The 15,663-nt window shown below is 62.7% G+C and carries 11 protein-coding genes; 5 read left to right on the top strand and 6 right to left on the bottom strand.

Annotation, left to right across the window (positions count from 1 at the left end):
* Window positions 1–146 precede the first annotated feature (146 nt).
* A complete protein-coding gene (locus tag CO667_RS01860) occupies window positions 147–3,431 on the top strand; it encodes a cellobiose phosphorylase (protein WP_097616702.1) in 3,285 nt (1,094 codons plus the stop codon).
* Between the two features lie 4 nt (window positions 3,432–3,435).
* Here CO667_RS01860 and CO667_RS01855 read toward each other — a convergent pair whose 3' ends face one another.
* From CO667_RS01855 to CO667_RS01835, 5 genes are all read right to left on the bottom strand, one after another.
* Complete coding sequence (locus tag CO667_RS01855) at window positions 3,436–4,182, bottom strand: FadR/GntR family transcriptional regulator (protein ID WP_097616899.1); 747 nt, start codon at window positions 4,180–4,182, stop codon at window positions 3,436–3,438.
* Between the two features lie 182 nt (window positions 4,183–4,364).
* Complete coding sequence (gene kduD / locus CO667_RS01850; protein WP_280953194.1) at window positions 4,365–5,129, bottom strand: 2-dehydro-3-deoxy-D-gluconate 5-dehydrogenase KduD; 765 nt, start codon at window positions 5,127–5,129, stop codon at window positions 4,365–4,367.
* A complete protein-coding gene (kduI, locus tag CO667_RS01845) occupies window positions 5,126–5,962 on the bottom strand; it encodes a 5-dehydro-4-deoxy-D-glucuronate isomerase (RefSeq protein WP_097616701.1) in 837 nt (278 codons plus the stop codon). Before kduI ends, kduD begins: the two co-directional genes overlap by 4 nt.
* A gap of 593 nt (window positions 5,963–6,555) precedes the next feature.
* A complete protein-coding gene (locus CO667_RS01840) occupies window positions 6,556–6,702 on the bottom strand; it encodes a DUF1127 domain-containing protein (RefSeq protein ID WP_097616699.1) in 147 nt (48 codons plus the stop codon).
* 186 nt (window positions 6,703–6,888) lie between these two features.
* Window positions 6,889–7,869: a 3'-5' exonuclease gene (locus CO667_RS01835; RefSeq protein WP_097616697.1), complete on the bottom strand. Its 981-nt coding sequence runs from the start codon at window positions 7,867–7,869 to the stop codon at window positions 6,889–6,891.
* 113 nt (window positions 7,870–7,982) lie between these two features.
* Here CO667_RS01835 and CO667_RS01830 point away from each other — a divergent pair, with 113 nt between their 5' ends.
* Together CO667_RS01830 and CO667_RS01825 are read left to right on the top strand one after the other, a co-directional pair.
* Window positions 7,983–9,251, top strand: a complete 1,269-nt coding sequence (locus CO667_RS01830; protein ID WP_097616694.1) for an NAD(P)/FAD-dependent oxidoreductase — start codon at window positions 7,983–7,985, stop codon at window positions 9,249–9,251.
* Window positions 9,252–9,488: 237 nt separating this feature from the next.
* The gene (locus tag CO667_RS01825; RefSeq protein WP_097616691.1) at window positions 9,489–10,520 is read left to right on the top strand and encodes an aldo/keto reductase; all 1,032 of its coding nucleotides are present in this window, start codon (window positions 9,489–9,491) and stop codon (window positions 10,518–10,520) included.
* Window positions 10,521–10,628: 108 nt separating this feature from the next.
* Here CO667_RS01825 and CO667_RS01820 read toward each other — a convergent pair whose 3' ends face one another.
* The gene (locus CO667_RS01820; RefSeq protein WP_097616689.1) at window positions 10,629–12,413 is read right to left on the bottom strand and encodes an APC family permease; all 1,785 of its coding nucleotides are present in this window, start codon (window positions 12,411–12,413) and stop codon (window positions 10,629–10,631) included.
* 251 nt (window positions 12,414–12,664) lie between these two features.
* Here CO667_RS01820 and CO667_RS01815 point away from each other — a divergent pair, with 251 nt between their 5' ends.
* Complete coding sequence (locus CO667_RS01815; protein WP_097616687.1) at window positions 12,665–15,034, top strand: DUF1989 domain-containing protein; 2,370 nt, start codon at window positions 12,665–12,667, stop codon at window positions 15,032–15,034.
* 261 nt (window positions 15,035–15,295) lie between these two features.
* On the top strand, window positions 15,296–15,505 hold the full coding sequence (locus tag CO667_RS01810) for a cold-shock protein (protein WP_003548109.1): 210 nt from the start codon (window positions 15,296–15,298) through the stop codon (window positions 15,503–15,505).
* Window positions 15,506–15,663 lie beyond the last annotated feature (158 nt).

The raw sequence follows: 15,663 nt of genomic DNA, 5'->3' as shown, positions 1-15,663 counted from the left end.
GGTACGTGATAGACCAGTGTTTGTTGCGCTCGAATGTGCGTTCGTCACGTGACGGCACTTGCCGGTCTGCCCATCGCCGGTAAGATTTCTCTCAATCTTTTTGCGTCATCCTCCAATTCCCCTTGAAGCCAATCGACGAGATCTCAATGGCCCCGGACCTCACCCGCAGTTTTCAAATGCCCCGACGCGAAGATCTCGGCCTCTTTACGATCAGCAACGGTTCCGGCCTGTCGATATCGGCGCTGCCGAACGGGACGCTGTTTGCCATCGAATATGCCGACGACAAGGGATCGGTGCAGATCAACCAGATCCAGGGCTCGCCGCTCACCGGCGGCATCGGCCGGCTCTATCTGCGCATCGGCGGCGCGGCACCCGAGGTCGTCGAGATTGTCGGGCCTTATGCCGATGGCAGCTTCGGGCACGATGCGACGAGCTTCTCCTGGAGCGGCAAGACGGGCAATGTCGGCTATACCGTTCGCCTCGAGCTGCATCCCTCCGAAACGGCGTGGTTCTGGCGGGTATCGCTGCGTCATCTGAAGAAGGGAACGCTGCCGGCGGACCTGGTGCTGATCCAGGATGTCGGTCTCGGCGACCGCGGCTTCCTGATGAACAGCGAGGCCTATGCCTCACAATATGTCGATCACCATATCGCCGACCATCAGACATCAGGCCCTGTGGTGATGAACCGGCAAAATCTCAAACAGTCGGGCGCCCGCAACCCCTGGCTCGTGCAAGGCTGCCTCGAAGGCGCGGCTGCCTATGCCACGGATGCGATCCAGCTGGTGCAGGCGAAAGACCGCCTCGACGACCGGCTGGTAGGCCCCTTCGGCACCAGCCTGCCGAGCAAACGGCGCCAGCAGGAGACGGCCTGTCCGGCCATCCAGTCGAAATCGCTCGCCGTCCCGGCAAACGGCGCGACCGCGACCTTCTTTGCCGTCTTCGCCGCCGACCATCCCGAAGCGTCTGACGATGCCGACCTTTCACGGCTCGACGGGCTCATCACAACAGAGGGCACGGCGGCCGATATCGCAGAGGTGACGCCGGTCCGCAGCCTGCTGCAGGACGCTACGCTGTTGAAAGCCGAGGCGCTGGATAAAAAGGCGGTCGAGCGGCTCTATCCCCAGCGCAGCCTGGAAGAACGCGTCGGCGGCAAGCTGCTGTCGTTTTTCGTCTCCGACGGCGTTTTGAACCGCCATGTCGTGCTGCGCGACAAGGAATTCCGGGTGGCGCGCCGTCACGGCGCCATCGTCCGCAGCGGCCAGAATATGCTGCTCGACGATGCGACGCTTGCCGCGACCTGCTGGATGCAGGGCATTTTCGCCGCCCAGCTGACGATCGGCAATACCTCCTTTCACAAGCTCTTTTCCGTGTCCCGCGACCCCTACAATCTGACGCGCGCCAGCGGACTGCGCATCATGGTCGATGTCGGCGCCGGCTGGCAGCTTTTGGCGGTGCCGTCGGCCTTCGAAATGGGGCTCAGCGATTGCCGCTGGATCTATCGCCTTCCCGAAAGGACGATCATCGTATCGGCGGCCGCCTCCGGCGAGGATGCGGCGATGCAGTGGAGCGTTTCCGTCGAGGGCAAGCCGTGCCGCTTCCTGGTGTTCGGCCATGTCGTGCTCGGCGAGCGCGAATATGATGCGGGCGGGCAGATCGAATTTGATACCGCGCGCAAACGTATTTCTTTCCGGCCGGACCCGGCCTGGCTCTGGGGCGAGCGTTATCCCGATGCCGGCTATTGGCTGGTGAGTTCGACGCCCGATGCCATCGAAGAGATCGGCGGCGACGAACTGCTCCATGCCGACGGCATTGCCCGCAACGGCGCTTTCGTCGCGCTGCGCTCCCGGCCGACACAAGCGCTCTCCTTTGCCGTCGTCGGCTCGATGACTGATGCGGCAGAGGCCGAGCGCCTGGCGCAACATTATGAGGCCGGCGTCACCGGCGAGGCCATGCTGGCGCCGGCATCAAAATTCTGGCGCAACGCCGTGCGCGGTCTGACGATCGACAGCGCATCCCCCGATCTCGCCGCCCAGACGACGATGCTGCCCTGGCTCGCGCATGATGCGATCGTGCATTTGAGCGTGCCGCACGGCCTCGAGCAATATACCGGTGCCGCCTGGGGCACACGCGACGCCTGCCAGGGGCCGATCGAATTCCTGCTCGCCTATGAGCATGATCGCGAGGCCAAAGAGGTGCTGAAGACCGTCTTCAGCGAACAGTACTTGGAAAAGGGCGACTGGCCGCAATGGTTCATGCTGGAGCCCTATGCCAATATCCGGGCGGGCGACAGCCATGGCGATATCGTCGTCTGGCCGCTGAAGGCGCTCTGCGACTATATCGAAGCGACCGGCGATCTCGCCATCTTCGACGAGAAAGTCTCCTGGCGCGATGAAAAGACGATGGCCAGGGCGCCGGAGCCCGCCACCATCGCCATCCATGTCGAAAAGCTGCTCGATACCGTCCGCGAAGCGTTCATCCCGGGTACGCATCTGATCCGCTACGGCGAGGGAGACTGGAACGACTCGCTGCAGCCGGCCGATCCGCATCTGCGCGACTGGATGGTCAGCAGCTGGACCGTCGCCCTGCTCTATGAGCAGATCGTCCGTTATTCCGCGATCCTGCGCCGCCTCGGCCATGGCGAGAAGGCCAAGGGCTTAAGAAAGATCGCCACGGCGATGCGCCGGGATTTCAACCGCCATCTCGTGCGCGACGGTGTGGTTGCCGGCTACGGTATCTTCGATCCCGCTCATGACGGCGTCGAATTGCTGCTGCACCCGAGCGACCGGCGCACCGGCCTCTCTTTCTCGTTGATCTCGATGACGCAGGCGATGCTCGGCGGCCTGTTCACGCCGGAGCAAAGACGCGATCCTATGAAGCTGATTGAAGAGCATCTGCTCTTCCCCGACGGCGTGCGACTGATGGAGAAGCCCGCGACCTATGCCGGCGGACCCGAGACGCTGTTTCGCCGCGCCGAATCCTCCTCCTTCTTCGGCCGCGAGATCGGGCTGATGTATGTGCATGCGCATCTGCGCTATTGCGAAACACTGGCGCTCGATGCCGAGGCGGAAGAGCTCTGGAAGGCGATATCAGTCGTCAATCCGATTTCGGTCACCGCAGCGCTGCCGCATGCATCGCTGCGCCAGCGCAACACCTATTTCAGCAGCAGCGATGCCGCTTTCCACGATCGCTATCAGGCGGCGGCCGAATGGGAGCGCGTCAAGGCGGGAGAGATCGCCGTCGACGGCGGATGGCGCATCTATTCGAGCGGCCCAGGGCTCTACACCAGGAGTTTCGTCGAAAATATCCTGGGCTTCAAACGGCGCTTCGGCCGGCGCAAACGCAAACCGCTCCTGCCGGCGGTTCACGCTTCCGTCGATCTGCAGACGGATCACGGCGCCTGGCGGCGGCTGATGAAGAAATCCGACGCGTAACGGTTCAGGACGCGCTATTGGCGTCGCGCAATTCCTCGAAGCGGGCGGCACTCTTTGACAGGTGGGTTCGGATGGCGCGGCGGGCGGCGGCTTCTTCGCCGTCGCGGATCGCCGTGAATATGGCATGGTGCTCCCGGCGCATGCGCGCCGCATGCCGCTTGCGCTCGGCCGCCGTCATCTTGTCCAGCCGTGCCCATTGCCGTGGCACCATGATGTCGCCGAACGTATCGAAGAGGCGACCGTAATAGGAATTCTGCGTCGCGACCAGAATGGACCTGTGGAAGGCGTAATCCTCCTGCGCGCCGTATCCGCCCTCTTCCAGCGCCTTGTCGAGGGCATCGAGGCGATCCTGCATGCGGGCGATGTCCTCCGGCGTGCGCCGCAGCGCGGCAAGGCCGGCGGCTTCGTATTCGACCCCCATGCGCAGCTCCAGCACGCGCAGCACCTCGTCGATCGATTGCAGGTCGTTGGGAATGATCGAGAAGGATCGCGGGTTGGGATCGTTCGAAACGAAAGCCCCGAGGCCCTGGCGGGTGGTGATCAGCCCCTTGGCGCGCAGAGTGGCGAGCGCCTCGCGCACGATCGTCCGGCTGACGCCGGTCGCCCTCATGATCGTCTGTTCGGTCGGCAGGCGCTGGCCGGGCTTCAGGTCGCCGGATTCGATCTGCGCCATCAACGTATCGGCGAGGCCGCTGCGCAGGTTCGGCGACTGCCGAACGGTGTTGAAGACCGCGTTGTCCCTGTCCGTCATCCCTGTCGAATCCTGCCTGTCGATGCGGCTGCGCCGGCCCCATTTCCTTTTGCTAACGTATGCCGGCAGGAAAGGCAAAACGACGTCGGTCACGGCAGCTCTATGCCTGCAAGGCCGCGCGCCTTTTCAGACGCGCGACGCTATCGCAGTTTGAATTATGCAGCGTCGTTGACTGGGGCGGATCACCGCGCCAGCCAGCCGCCGTCGACCGGCAGCACCGTTCCATGCACGTAATCGGATGCCGACGATGCCAGGAATACGGCAGCACCGCCGAGTTCGGCTGGCGTTCCCCAGCGCCCGGCCGGAATGCGGGCGAGGATGGCGGCATTGCGGTCGGCATCCTCGCGCAGCGCCGTGGTGTTGTTGGTCACGAAGTAACCCGGCGCAATGGCGTTGACGTTGACGCCCTTGCCCGCCCATTCGCAGGCCAGCAGCTTGGTCAGTCCGGCAAGGCCGCTTTTCGAGGCGGTATAGGACGGGATGCGGATGCCGCCCTGGAAGGAGAGCAGCGAGGCGATGTTGATGATCTTGCCCCTGCCCTTTTCGACCATATGGCGTCCGGCCGCCTGCGACAGGAAGAAGGCGGTCTTCAGATTGACGTCGATCACCGCGTCCCAGTCTTCCTCGGTGAAGTCGAGCGCATCGGCGCGGCGGATGATGCCGGCATTGTTGACGAGGATGTCGAGGCCGCCGAAGGTTTCTATGGTCTCGGTGACGATCCCCTTGACCGGCTCGATCGTGCCGAGATCGGCCTTGACGACATGGAAGCGGCTGCCCGCTTCCTTGACCAGTGCCTCGGTTTCGTCCATCGAGGAGCGCCCGACGGCGACGATCGATGCGCCGGCCTCTGCCAGCGCCGCCGCGATCGCCTGGCCGATGCCGGTATTGGCGCCGGTGACGACGGCAACCCGGCCCGAAAGGTCGAAGGGATTGGCCACGGTGCTCACCTCAGATCCGCAATGGCGATATGGTCCATGTCGGTGAAGCTCTTATTGTCGCCCGCCATCGCCCAGATGAAGCTGTAGTTCTTGGTGCCGGCGCCGGAATGGATCGACCAGGGCGGCGAAATGACCGCCTGCTCGTTGGCGACAAGCATATGCCGGGTCTGCTGCGGCTCGCCCATGAAATGGAAGACACGCTGTTCCGCTTCGAGATCGAAATAGAGATAGGCTTCCATGCGGCGGTCATGCGTATGGGCCGGCATGGTGTTCCAGACGCTGCCCGCCTCGATCATGGTGAAGCCCAGCGTGAGCTGGCAGGACTGGCAGACATCAGGATGGATGAACTGGTAGATCGACCGCTTGTTGGCCGTCGCGGCTTCGCCCGGCGTCAGGTGGCGGGCCTTTTCGCGGGTCAGCAGCACAGTCGGGTGCGTTTGATGCGCCGGCGTCGAGACCAGATAGAACTTTGCCGGGTTGGCGGCATCCGCGCTCTCGAACCGGATGTCCTTGGCGCCCTTGCCGGCATAGAGGCAATCATACTTGGCAAGATCGTAGCTGGTGCCGTCGACGATGATGCGGCCGGCGCCGCCGATGTTCAGCGCCCCGAGTTCACGCTCGGCAAGAAAGGTTTCCTGTCCGATCGCCGTCGGCGCCGTCAGCGTCAGCCCGGAGCTGAGCGGTGTGGCGCCGCCAATGACCATGCGGTCGTAGTGGGAATAGGTGAGCCGGATCTCGCCGCCCTCGAAGATGGTCTCGACCAGAAAATGACGCCGCAGCGTTTCGGTGTCGAAATTGCGCACAGCCTCGGGATGGGAGGCATGTCTCACGTCGATCTGCATGTCGAATTTCCTCAGTTTTCGTTGTCGTCAAGCGTTGCTGCTGCCGCGAAATCAGGCGGGTTCGACCGTCCGTTCCGCTCGGCAATGAACCATACGGTTACATAGTTGTACGACAAGTTCGAAGTCAATATGTTTCTGCCGGCGCGCATGCGGCAGGAAACGACCCCAGGAAATCGGAAATAAAATCAAGGATAAGCGGGAAAACTGTCATCTCCCAAGCGATGGATCGCACGTGGTCCGACAGAAATTTCTGTCAGCCCAAAACGAAAAAGCCTGCCGCGGGAGGAGGTGCGGCAGGCTTTCGAAAAAAACCGAACGACAGCTGGGAGGAGGAGTGCTGTCGTTCCACAGGCGACCCTGGGAGGAGGATGGGGCGCCTGTATATCGAAGGGATGCGGGAGGAGGTGCATCGCTTCAATGGAAATAATCATACTTATTTCCTGCTCAGTTGGTAGGCATTTCTTTGCAGGGCAGCTATGCGCTATGCGAAAAGCGGGCGGCTCGTCGTCCGGCCGAAAAGCACAAAAGCAAAGCGCCCGCTCGGGAGGAAGCAGGCGCTGGGCAAGTCTCGAAAAATGTGGTCTGCGGGGCCGTTAGCGGCCGATGGCTGCGCGCGCAACGTTGCGGATGTCGCCGCGGCCGATGCCGAGGTCGTCCAGTTCGCGTGCGGACATACGGCCCAGTTCAGCGACCGTCTGACGGTACTTGCGCCAATTGTTGAAAGAGCGTGCGACGTTCATGATGATCCCCTTTCCGTGGGCTTTCGAAGCCTAGCTGCCAGTCCTTGGCGCTTCGTTCGCTTCGATGCGCTGTATATAATACGGGACTCTCGGGAGTTGCAGCGCCAATGCATCACTGCACCTATGCGGCGCTTGCATGGGTCATTGTGTCAGGCAGGTTCGTTCAGGATCCGAACCGCTTCGCGGTCAGAGTTTGAAGCGATCGAAGGCCGTCAGCCGCACCGTCGGCGGATCCGCTTCTCTCCATCTGTAGATTTCAGCGCGCAGATAGGAAAGCTCGTCGTCGAGATCGTCTTCGCCGATTTCGATCCACCAGGACTTCAAGCGGCCGTCGCTTCCATCAGACCAGCGATAGCCCCTCGCCTTCAGATGGTCTTTCATTTCGAACGGGCTGTGTTCGGCAAAGATGCGGATGCGCGAGCGCTGGCTGGCGCGGTAGAGCTCGGCAAACGGGCTTTCCCCCTCGCTCTGTTGCCGATCGAGGATTTCCAGCAGCGCGTGGCAGTCGTCCACCGCGCGATGGCCGTCATGGAAATACCCGGCCTGGCCGACGAGATAACCGAGCTTGGTGCCTTCGAAGCCGCGGGCGCTCCAGTCGATCTCCGAAACCGAACACGCCCAGGCCTTGCCGGCGAAAATCGTCGAAAAGGCCTCGCAGAACGGCCGGTCGAAGCCGGCATTGTGGGCGACGATCAGATCCGCCGGCTCGATCAGAGTTCTGAGCGACTGGATGTCGATGAGCTGTCCTTCGACCATCGCGTCGGTGATGCCGGTCAGCCGGGTGATCTCCGGCGGGATCGGCCGGGACGGCTGTTGCAGGCCGCCATAGATGCCGACGATATCGCCGATCGCGCCGTCATCGTCGAAGGTGAAGGCGACGGCGCCGATTTCGATGATCTCGTCGCTGCGATGGTTGAGACCTGTCGTCTCGGTATCGAGAATGATACCGAGCCGCGAAAACTCCGGCCGTCTGACCGAGGCAATCGGCCGGGCGATCAATTTTCTGAGGATGCGATAGTTGCCGCTTTCCTCAAGCGTCCGCGCCATGTCTTCATCGGAATGGACGACCGGCTGCGGCAGCGGCCGGCGCGATGGACCGCGCGCCTTGGCCGTCGCCGGCGACGCCTTGGCAAACATGTCGAGTTGCGAATCTCTGTGCACGCTCATCGGACCTGTATGTCACGGAGAGGCGGTTTAATCCATCGCAGGCGGGGTGCTATCCCCTTGCCTTTCGCAGACATGGGAGCTTAGCTGAGGCGTGAACGATCGAAGGAGACTGCATGCCTGGTGACAGTGGCAGGGATGCCGAGGAGGATGTCGTCATCATCGGCGCCGGCGCCGCCGGCATTGCCGCTGCCCGTCGCCTGCAGGCAACCCGCCCGGATCTTTCCATTCTGCTGCTGGAGGCCGGCGATCGTCTCGGCGGCCGTGCCTGGACGGTCGGGCTGTCCGGCGTGGCCGGCGTCGCGCTCGATCTCGGCTGCGGCTGGCTGCATGGCGCACGCACCAATGCCTGGACCGCGATTGCCGGCGAGGTCGGGCTGACGGTCGACCGCACCCCGGCGCCCTGGAACGGCGGGCGTCAGCTTCAGCGGGATGGCGTCGACCGCCATGCCGGGCAAGAGGCGATCGGCGCCTATTTCGAACGCCTCGAGCGCCATGAAGGCAATGATACCGATCTGGCCGCGATGCTCGAACCCGGCAATTCCTGGAATGGCCAGATCCGGGCGATCGGCACCTACATCACCGGCGCCGAACTGGAGCGTTCGTCGATCGTCGATTACAACAGATACGATCCCGGCCCAGGTCCGGATTGGCGGGTGCGCGAGGGCTATGGGAGGCTGGTCTCGCTTTACGGCAGGCCGGTTCCGGCAAGGCTCGGCACCGAGGTCACCTGCATCGACCATCGTCACGCCGGCCGGATCGGCATCGAGACCAACCGGGGTGGGCTCAGCGCTCGCGCGGTGCTGCTGACTGTTTCGACGAATGTGCTTGCCGCCGGCAAGATCGCCTTCGACCCGCCTTTGCCTGACAAGATCGAGGCGGCAACCCGCTTGCCCCTCGGGCTCGCCAATAAGCTGTTCCTGAGGCTCGCAAATCCGGAGGCGCTGCCGGCCGATACCCATATGCTCGGCTCCCTCAGCCGCTGCGCGACCGGCACCTATCAGCTCCAGCCGTTCGGCGTTCCCGTCGTCGAGGCCTATTTTGCCGGCGACCTCGCGCATGATCTGGAGCGGCAAGGCAGCGCGGCTGCCTTTTCCTTCGCCGCCGATGAGCTGGCGGCACAATTCGGCGCGGACATTCGCAGGGAATTGTCGGTGGCAGCAATGTCGGCCTGGGCCGCAACGCCCCATATCGGCGGCTCCTATTCCTATGCCCAGCCCGGCGCCTCCGATCTGCGCGGGCTTCTCGCCGCGCCGCATGACGAACGGATTTTCTTTGCCGGCGAAGCCTGTTCGCGTTCGCGTTATTCGACGGCGCACGGCGCCTATGAGACCGGCTTTGCCGCCGCCGATCTGATCGCCGGCTCGTTGACGCAATATCCATAAGGTCGCCGGCGGCGACGGCGGGTGGGAATATTTTTTCCCACTTGTCGCACAGGCGGGATTGGTTATGCTGCCCTCGCCCCTGCGCAGAGAGCCAGGGCGCCATACGTCATCCCGGCGGCAAGCGGCCGCCTCAAGCTCGATATTGTCATTGATTGCGGGAGCCCCGGCTTCTACCCCGGCGTTTTTGCCCCGGCGATTTTATACGTCGGCTGCGGGCCTCCGCATGAGGAGGAAGAAATGGATTATCGCAAGCTCGGTCCCAGCGGGACCGTCGTCACCGCCTATTGCCTGGGCACCATGACCTTCGGCGCGGAGGCCGACGAGGCCGCCTCGCACAAGCTGCTCGACGATTATTTCGCCTGGGGCGGCAATTTCATCGATACCGCCGATGTCTACAGTGCCGGCAAATCGGAAGAGATCATCGGACGCTGGCTGAAGGCGCGCCCGACCGAGGCCCGCCAGGCGATCGTCGCCACCAAGGGGCGGTTTCCGATGGGAAACGGACCCAACGATATCGGCCTGTCGCGCCGGCATCTCGGCCAGGCGCTCGACGATTCGCTCCGTCGTCTCGGCCTCGAGCAGATCGACCTCTACCAGATGCATGCCTGGGACGCGCTGACGCCGATCGAGGAGACGCTGCGCTTCCTCGACGATGCTGTTTCGTCAGGCAAGATCGGCTATTACGGCTTCTCCAATTATGTCGGCTGGCACATCGCCAAGGCCTCGGAAATCGCCAAGGCGCGGGGTTATACCCGTCCGGTGACATTGCAGCCGCAATATAACCTGCTGATGCGTGACATCGAACTCGAAATCGTCGCGGCCTGCCAGGATGCCGGCATGGGTCTGTTGCCGTGGTCGCCGCTCGGCGGCGGCTGGCTGACCGGCAAATACAAACGCGACGAGATGCCGTCCGGCGCCACCCGCCTCGGCGAGAACCCCAATCGCGGCGGCGAATCCTACGCGCCGCGCAATGCGCAGGAACGCACCTGGGCGATCATCGGCACTGTCGAGGAGGTCGCCAGGGCGCATGGCGTCAGCATGGCGCAGGTGGCGCTTGCCTGGACGGCGGCTCGGCCGGCGATCACCTCGGTCATCCTCGGCGCCCGCACGCCCGAACAGCTCGCCGACAATCTCGGCGCGATGAAGCTCGCGCTCTCCGAAGAGGATATGGCGCGGCTCAACGAGGTGAGCGCTCCCCAACCTTTGGACTATCCCTACGGCAAGGGCGGCATCAACCAGCGCCACCGCAAGATCGAAGGCGGCCGCTGAGCTTCCGTCTATAACCGGATGAGACGTCTCGCCCGGTCTGCAACCACCAATGAAAAAGCCGCCATGTTTCCATGGCGGCTTTTCGGCCTTTCTGCTTGGGAGGCGATTTTAGGCCGGAAGCTGGAAGATCACGTTGGCGATCAGGACGATCGCGAGGCCCGCTGCGAGTGCGAGATAGGGCAGCACGCCGGCTTTCTTGACGCCGAGATCCTGGCCGATGAGACCGAGATCCTCCATCGCGCCGGCCGGGAATTTGCCGCCGTCTCTGATATAGTGGCGATAGGCGAAGACCGGCAGGATCAGGGCGGCGAAGATGAACCCGACCCAGAGCGCGTTGGAATAACCCCAGACCTTGGCGCCGGCGCCGAGGAACAACGCGTTGACGAAGGCCAGCACGGTGTTGAGGCCGATCAGCCAGGTCGGCGCCTTCCAGGGGCGTTCGATATGGCCGGAATCCATCCGGTGGATCCAGCCGGAATTGAGGTTCAGGAAGTTGAAGATGATGTAGCCGACATTCGAGACGGCGAGCACGAAGAAATAGCCGCCGACATCCGAGGCGATCGCCAGCAGGAAGAGATTGAAGGCGAAATCGGTCCACATCGCCCTGGTCGGCGCACCGTGCTCGTTGACGTGGTCGAGGTATTTCGGCAGCCAGCCGTCCTTCGAGCCCTGGTAGAGCGTGCGCGAGGAGCCGGCCATCGCCGTCATGATGGCGAGGAAAAGCGCCATGATCATCAGTACGACGAGCAGTTGGGTGACGATCCGGCCGGCGCCGATCAGGCCGCCGAGCGCTTCGGCAACACCGGTGCCGTCGACGATGCCGGGGGCCAGCATGCCTGCATGGCCGAGAACGCCCTGGAAGGCGAAGGGCACGAGGAAGAAGAACAGGCAGCAGGCAAGGCCGGAATAGAAGATTGCCTTGAAGGTGTCGGTCTTCGGATTCTTCAGTTCGCGGGTGTAGCAGACCGCCGTCTCGAAGCCGTAGGTCGACCAGGCGGCGATATAGAGGCCGCCGAGAAACAGCGTCCAGCCGCCGTTGCTCCAGGTGCCGTCGGCAGCGGCATAGGCGGCCGTTGGCGGCACGAGGCCGGTGACGTTGGTGGCAAGGATCTGGCCGCTGACGATCGGATAGAGGCCGATGATCAGCAGCGGCACCAGCACGATGATCGCCAGCCATTTCTGCACGCTCGCCGTTTCCGAGATGCCGCGATGCTGGATTGCGAAGATGATCAGCATCAGCAGGCCGCCGATGAAGAAGGTGGCGTTGATATTGGCGGTGGCGAGGAAGGGAATGCTGAAGCTTGCGAGCGACCAGCTGCGGATCGCCGGCGTCAGCGCCGCGACGCCGTCGGTGCTGAGCAACGCCTTGACGGCGTCCTCAGGCGTGGTGCCGGCATGGGCTGCGATATATTCGGCGACGCGGGGGCTGTCGGCCGTGATGGAAGCGGCATGCGCTGAGATCCAGTCGAGGACCATCTGCGAATCCGCCGCTGGAATCGGGTAGAAAGCGTTTAGGATGTAACCGGCGGCGATGGCGCAGCCGAGGGAAAGCACCGGCGACCAGGCAAACCAGTTGCACCAGACGGACAGCGGCGCGATGAATTTCGAATAACGCAGCCAGGCGGTGGCGCCATAGACCGAGGCGCCGCCGGATTTGTTGGCGAACATGCCGGCGATCTCGGCATAGGTAAAGGATTGCAGGAAACCCATCACCATCGAGATGATCCAGACGACGAAGGCGAGCTTGCCCGTCGTGCCGGCAATGCCGCCGATGGAGAAAAGAACGAGCGGCGGTACGCCCGCAGCCACCCAGAATGCGCCCTTCCAGTCGAGCGCGCGTACAAGTTTACCTTCGGTGCCGGAGGAAATTCCGGCCTCCACAACATCTGTCATCGGTGAAATTCCCCATATCTATCTGTTCCGGACGTATCTCTGTACGTCTCCCCGAACGTGTCTCCCTGACAGTCTTAAGTCCGCCCGGATGATTTTGGCGATCCGCGCTCCCAACGGATTCCCCGAGTCTGAACTCTTTATGCATAGTGAAGATATTTTCTTTTTAGTCAACTCGACTTTACTTTCCTGGGGCATTTTGTAACCTGCATGGATGGGTGTCCGAGGACGCCCGATCCTCCCATGAGGGCAGCATGCGAGAACTTCATCCTGCTATGACGGGCCTGCGGCCGGCCACCGCGAGCCTCGTGCTCTATCCCGGCATTCCCACCCTATCGGAGGGAACCGAGCGCTACCGGGCAAAGGGCGGCGGATCGGTCGTCGTCCGCGTTGCGGCGGGCGACCGCGTGAGCGTCGTCGACAGCGAGGGCGGGCAGGTCTGCGAGATCTCTTTCCTTGATGAGAAGGGCCGTTTCCTGGCGGCCGGTCTCGGAGCGGCGTTCAGCAATTCTGCCGAGGGTTTGAAGGCCATTCTTCAGACCGGGGATGAGAGTGCCGGGCGCACGCGCGCAGCCCTTCAACGACGCGGCGCCGACCTTGCGGCAGCCGGAGCGCTGCGTCTCTTCGGGACCGGATCGACCCCGGGCAGCCAGGCGGATTTCACCATTTTCATGAAAGGTCTGCTGATCGTCGCGGCACCCGCCGCCGCCATGTCGCCGGAGGCGCAGGATACGGCGACGCCGATCGAAGTCAGGATCAAGCGCAGCCTGCTGATCCGCGATTATGCCGCCGCCCTGCCGGAACCGGCCGCCGATCCGGTCGAGGATATCCGCATCCGGGCGGCGACGGCCGCTGCCTATTTCGTGCGCGCCGGCGAATTCATCCAGATCATCGACGTCTATGGACGCCAGTGCACCGATTTCCAGGCTTTTGCCGCCCGCAAGGTCGACAAGGGCCTTGATCTTGCGCTCGATTCGACGGTCACCCGCACGCTGCTCGGCCGCAGTTATCCTACGCCCGGTCTGCCCTCCAAGGCCTTCGACCGGGATTTCGAGCCGCTGGTCGAGATCGTCCAGGATACGGTCGGGCGCCACGACGCTTTCGCGACTGCCTGCAATGCGCGCTATTACGACGACATGGGTTATCCCGGCCATATCAACTGCACGGATAATTTCAATGCGGCGCTGGCGCCTTACGGCATTGCCGGCCGCAAGGGCTGGGAAGCGCTGAACTATTTCTACAACACCAATATCGACCACAACAACCAGCTCTATCTCGACGAGCCCTGGTCGCGTCCCGGCGATTACGTGCTGATGCGGGCGCTGACCGATCTCGTCTGCGTCTCCTCGTCCTGTCCCGACGATATCGACGCGGCGAACGGTTGGGATCCGACGGATATCCACGTCCGCACCTTTTCCGGAAAAGAGAAATTCTCACGAGCGGTAGCCTATCGCATGACCCCAGATGCCGACGCCGAACTGACGCGCGAAACCGCCTTTCATCCCCGCCTCTCCGCGCTGACGCGGGATTACGCCGAATATCGCGGCTACTGGCTGCCGAACCGCTTTTCCAGCGAAGGGCCGGTCGAGGAATACTGGGCCTGCCGCGAGCGCGCCGCCGTCATCGATCTCTCGCCGTTGCGCAAGTTCGAGGTGACCGGTCCGGATGCCGAGGAACTCTTGCAATATTGCCTGACCCGCGACGTGCGCAAACTGTCGACCGGCCAGGTCGTCTATTCCGCCATGTGCTACGAAAACGGCGGCATGATCGATGATGGCACGCTGTTCCGGCTCGGCGACACGAACTTCCGCTGGATCGGCGGCGATGATTTCAGCGGCATATGGCTGCGTCAGCAGGCCGAGAAAAAGGGCTTCAAGGCCTGGGTGCGATCCTCGACCGATCAGCTGCACAATATCGCCCTGCAGGGCCCAAGGAGCCGCGATATCCTGAAGGAGATCATCTGGACGGCACCGCGCCAGCCTGCGATCGGCGAGCTCGAATGGTTCCGCTTCACCATCGGCCGCATCGGCGGCTTCGAAGGCGCCCCGGTCGTCGTCTCGCGCACTGGCTATACCGGCGAGCTCGGCTATGAGATCTTCTGTCATCCGAAGGATGCGCTGACGGTGTTCGACGCCGTCTGGGAGGCGGGCCAGCCGCACGGATTGAAGCCGATGGGGCTGGAAGCGCTCGACATGGTCCGCATCGAGGCCGGCCTGATCTTTGCCCATCACGAATTCACCGACCAGACAGACCCGTTCGAGGCCGGCATCGGCTTCACCGTGCCGCTGAAATCCAAGCAGGACGATTTCATCGGCCGCGAGGCGCTGATCCGGCGCAAGGAGCATCCGCGCCATCTGCTCGTCGGCCTCGACGTCAAGGCCAACGAGGCTATCGGCCATGGCGATTGCATCCATATCGGCCGCGCCCAGGTGGGTGTCGTCACCAGCGCCACCCGCTCGCCTGTTCTCGGCAAGACGATTGCGCTCGCCCGCGTCGACGTGATGCATGCAAGCCCCGGCACCGAGGTCGAGATCGGCAAGCTCGACGGTCACCAGAAGCGCCTGCCGGCGACGATCGTGCCGCTTTCCCATTACGACCCGCAGAAGACGCGGCCCCGCTCGTAATGCCTGCTTTGCCGGCAACTGGCTTCTCGGCATGCAAAGCGGTTGATATGCAACCTGATGGGGATCTCGCGATCCTGAAAAACTAAAAGTTGACAAATTCGACTTAGATGACTATATTCCGGTTGTCGATATTGCTTGTTTGACTTTTGTTATCGCACGCTGGCAACGTGCCCTGGACGAACTTCCCTCTTCAAAATCGAGATCATCATCCGCCGTGCTTTCCGCACGTGCGGTTATTCAATTGCTATGAAAGGGTTTGTTATGACCACTGGCACAGTTAAATGGTTCAATTCCACCAAGGGCTTCGGCTTCATTCAACCTGACGACGGCGGCGCTGATGCGTTCGTTCACATCTCTGCCGTCGAGCGCGCCGGCATGCGTGAAATCGTCGAAGGCCAGAAGATCGGCTATGAGCTTGAGCGCGATAACAAGTCGGGCAAAATGTCCGCTTGCAACCTCCAAGCTGCCTGAACTGACATCTGCTTTCCTTTGACCGCGGATGTACCGGCACTGTTGAAAGCATGATACCATGGAGGTCAGGCAATTTGCCTGGCCTTTTTGTTAGGTTCGCCAAGCGGACTGCTGCATAATTCCTGAAATCGGAATCGATTTCAGGAATTATGCAGAAA

The organism is Rhizobium sp. L43, assembly GCF_002531725.1.
In the GTDB taxonomy this organism is placed as follows: Bacteria; Pseudomonadota; Alphaproteobacteria; order Rhizobiales; family Rhizobiaceae; genus Rhizobium.
This window is presented reverse-complemented; position numbering and strand designations above follow the sequence as displayed.

Excerpts from the sequence above, each read along its gene's own strand:
- CO667_RS01860 (WP_097616702.1), top strand. The coding sequence starts at position 147 with ATGGCCCCGGACCTCACCCGCAGTTTTCAAATGCCCCGACGCGAAGAT.
- CO667_RS01855 (WP_097616899.1), bottom strand. The coding sequence starts at position 4,182 with ATGACGGACAGGGACAACGCGGTCTTCAACACCGTTCGGCAGTCGCCG.
- kduI (WP_097616701.1), bottom strand. The coding sequence starts at position 5,962 with ATGCAGATCGACGTGAGACATGCCTCCCATCCCGAGGCTGTGCGCAAT.
- CO667_RS01840 (WP_097616699.1), bottom strand. The coding sequence starts at position 6,702 with ATGAACGTCGCACGCTCTTTCAACAATTGGCGCAAGTACCGTCAGACG.
- CO667_RS01835 (WP_097616697.1), bottom strand. The coding sequence starts at position 7,869 with ATGAGCGTGCACAGAGATTCGCAACTCGACATGTTTGCCAAGGCGTCG.
- CO667_RS01830 (WP_097616694.1), top strand. The coding sequence starts at position 7,983 with ATGCCTGGTGACAGTGGCAGGGATGCCGAGGAGGATGTCGTCATCATC.
- CO667_RS01825 (WP_097616691.1), top strand. The coding sequence starts at position 9,489 with ATGGATTATCGCAAGCTCGGTCCCAGCGGGACCGTCGTCACCGCCTAT.
- CO667_RS01820 (WP_097616689.1), bottom strand. The coding sequence starts at position 12,413 with ATGACAGATGTTGTGGAGGCCGGAATTTCCTCCGGCACCGAAGGTAAA.
- CO667_RS01815 (WP_097616687.1), top strand. The coding sequence starts at position 12,665 with ATGCGAGAACTTCATCCTGCTATGACGGGCCTGCGGCCGGCCACCGCG.
- CO667_RS01810 (WP_003548109.1), top strand. The coding sequence starts at position 15,296 with ATGACCACTGGCACAGTTAAATGGTTCAATTCCACCAAGGGCTTCGGC.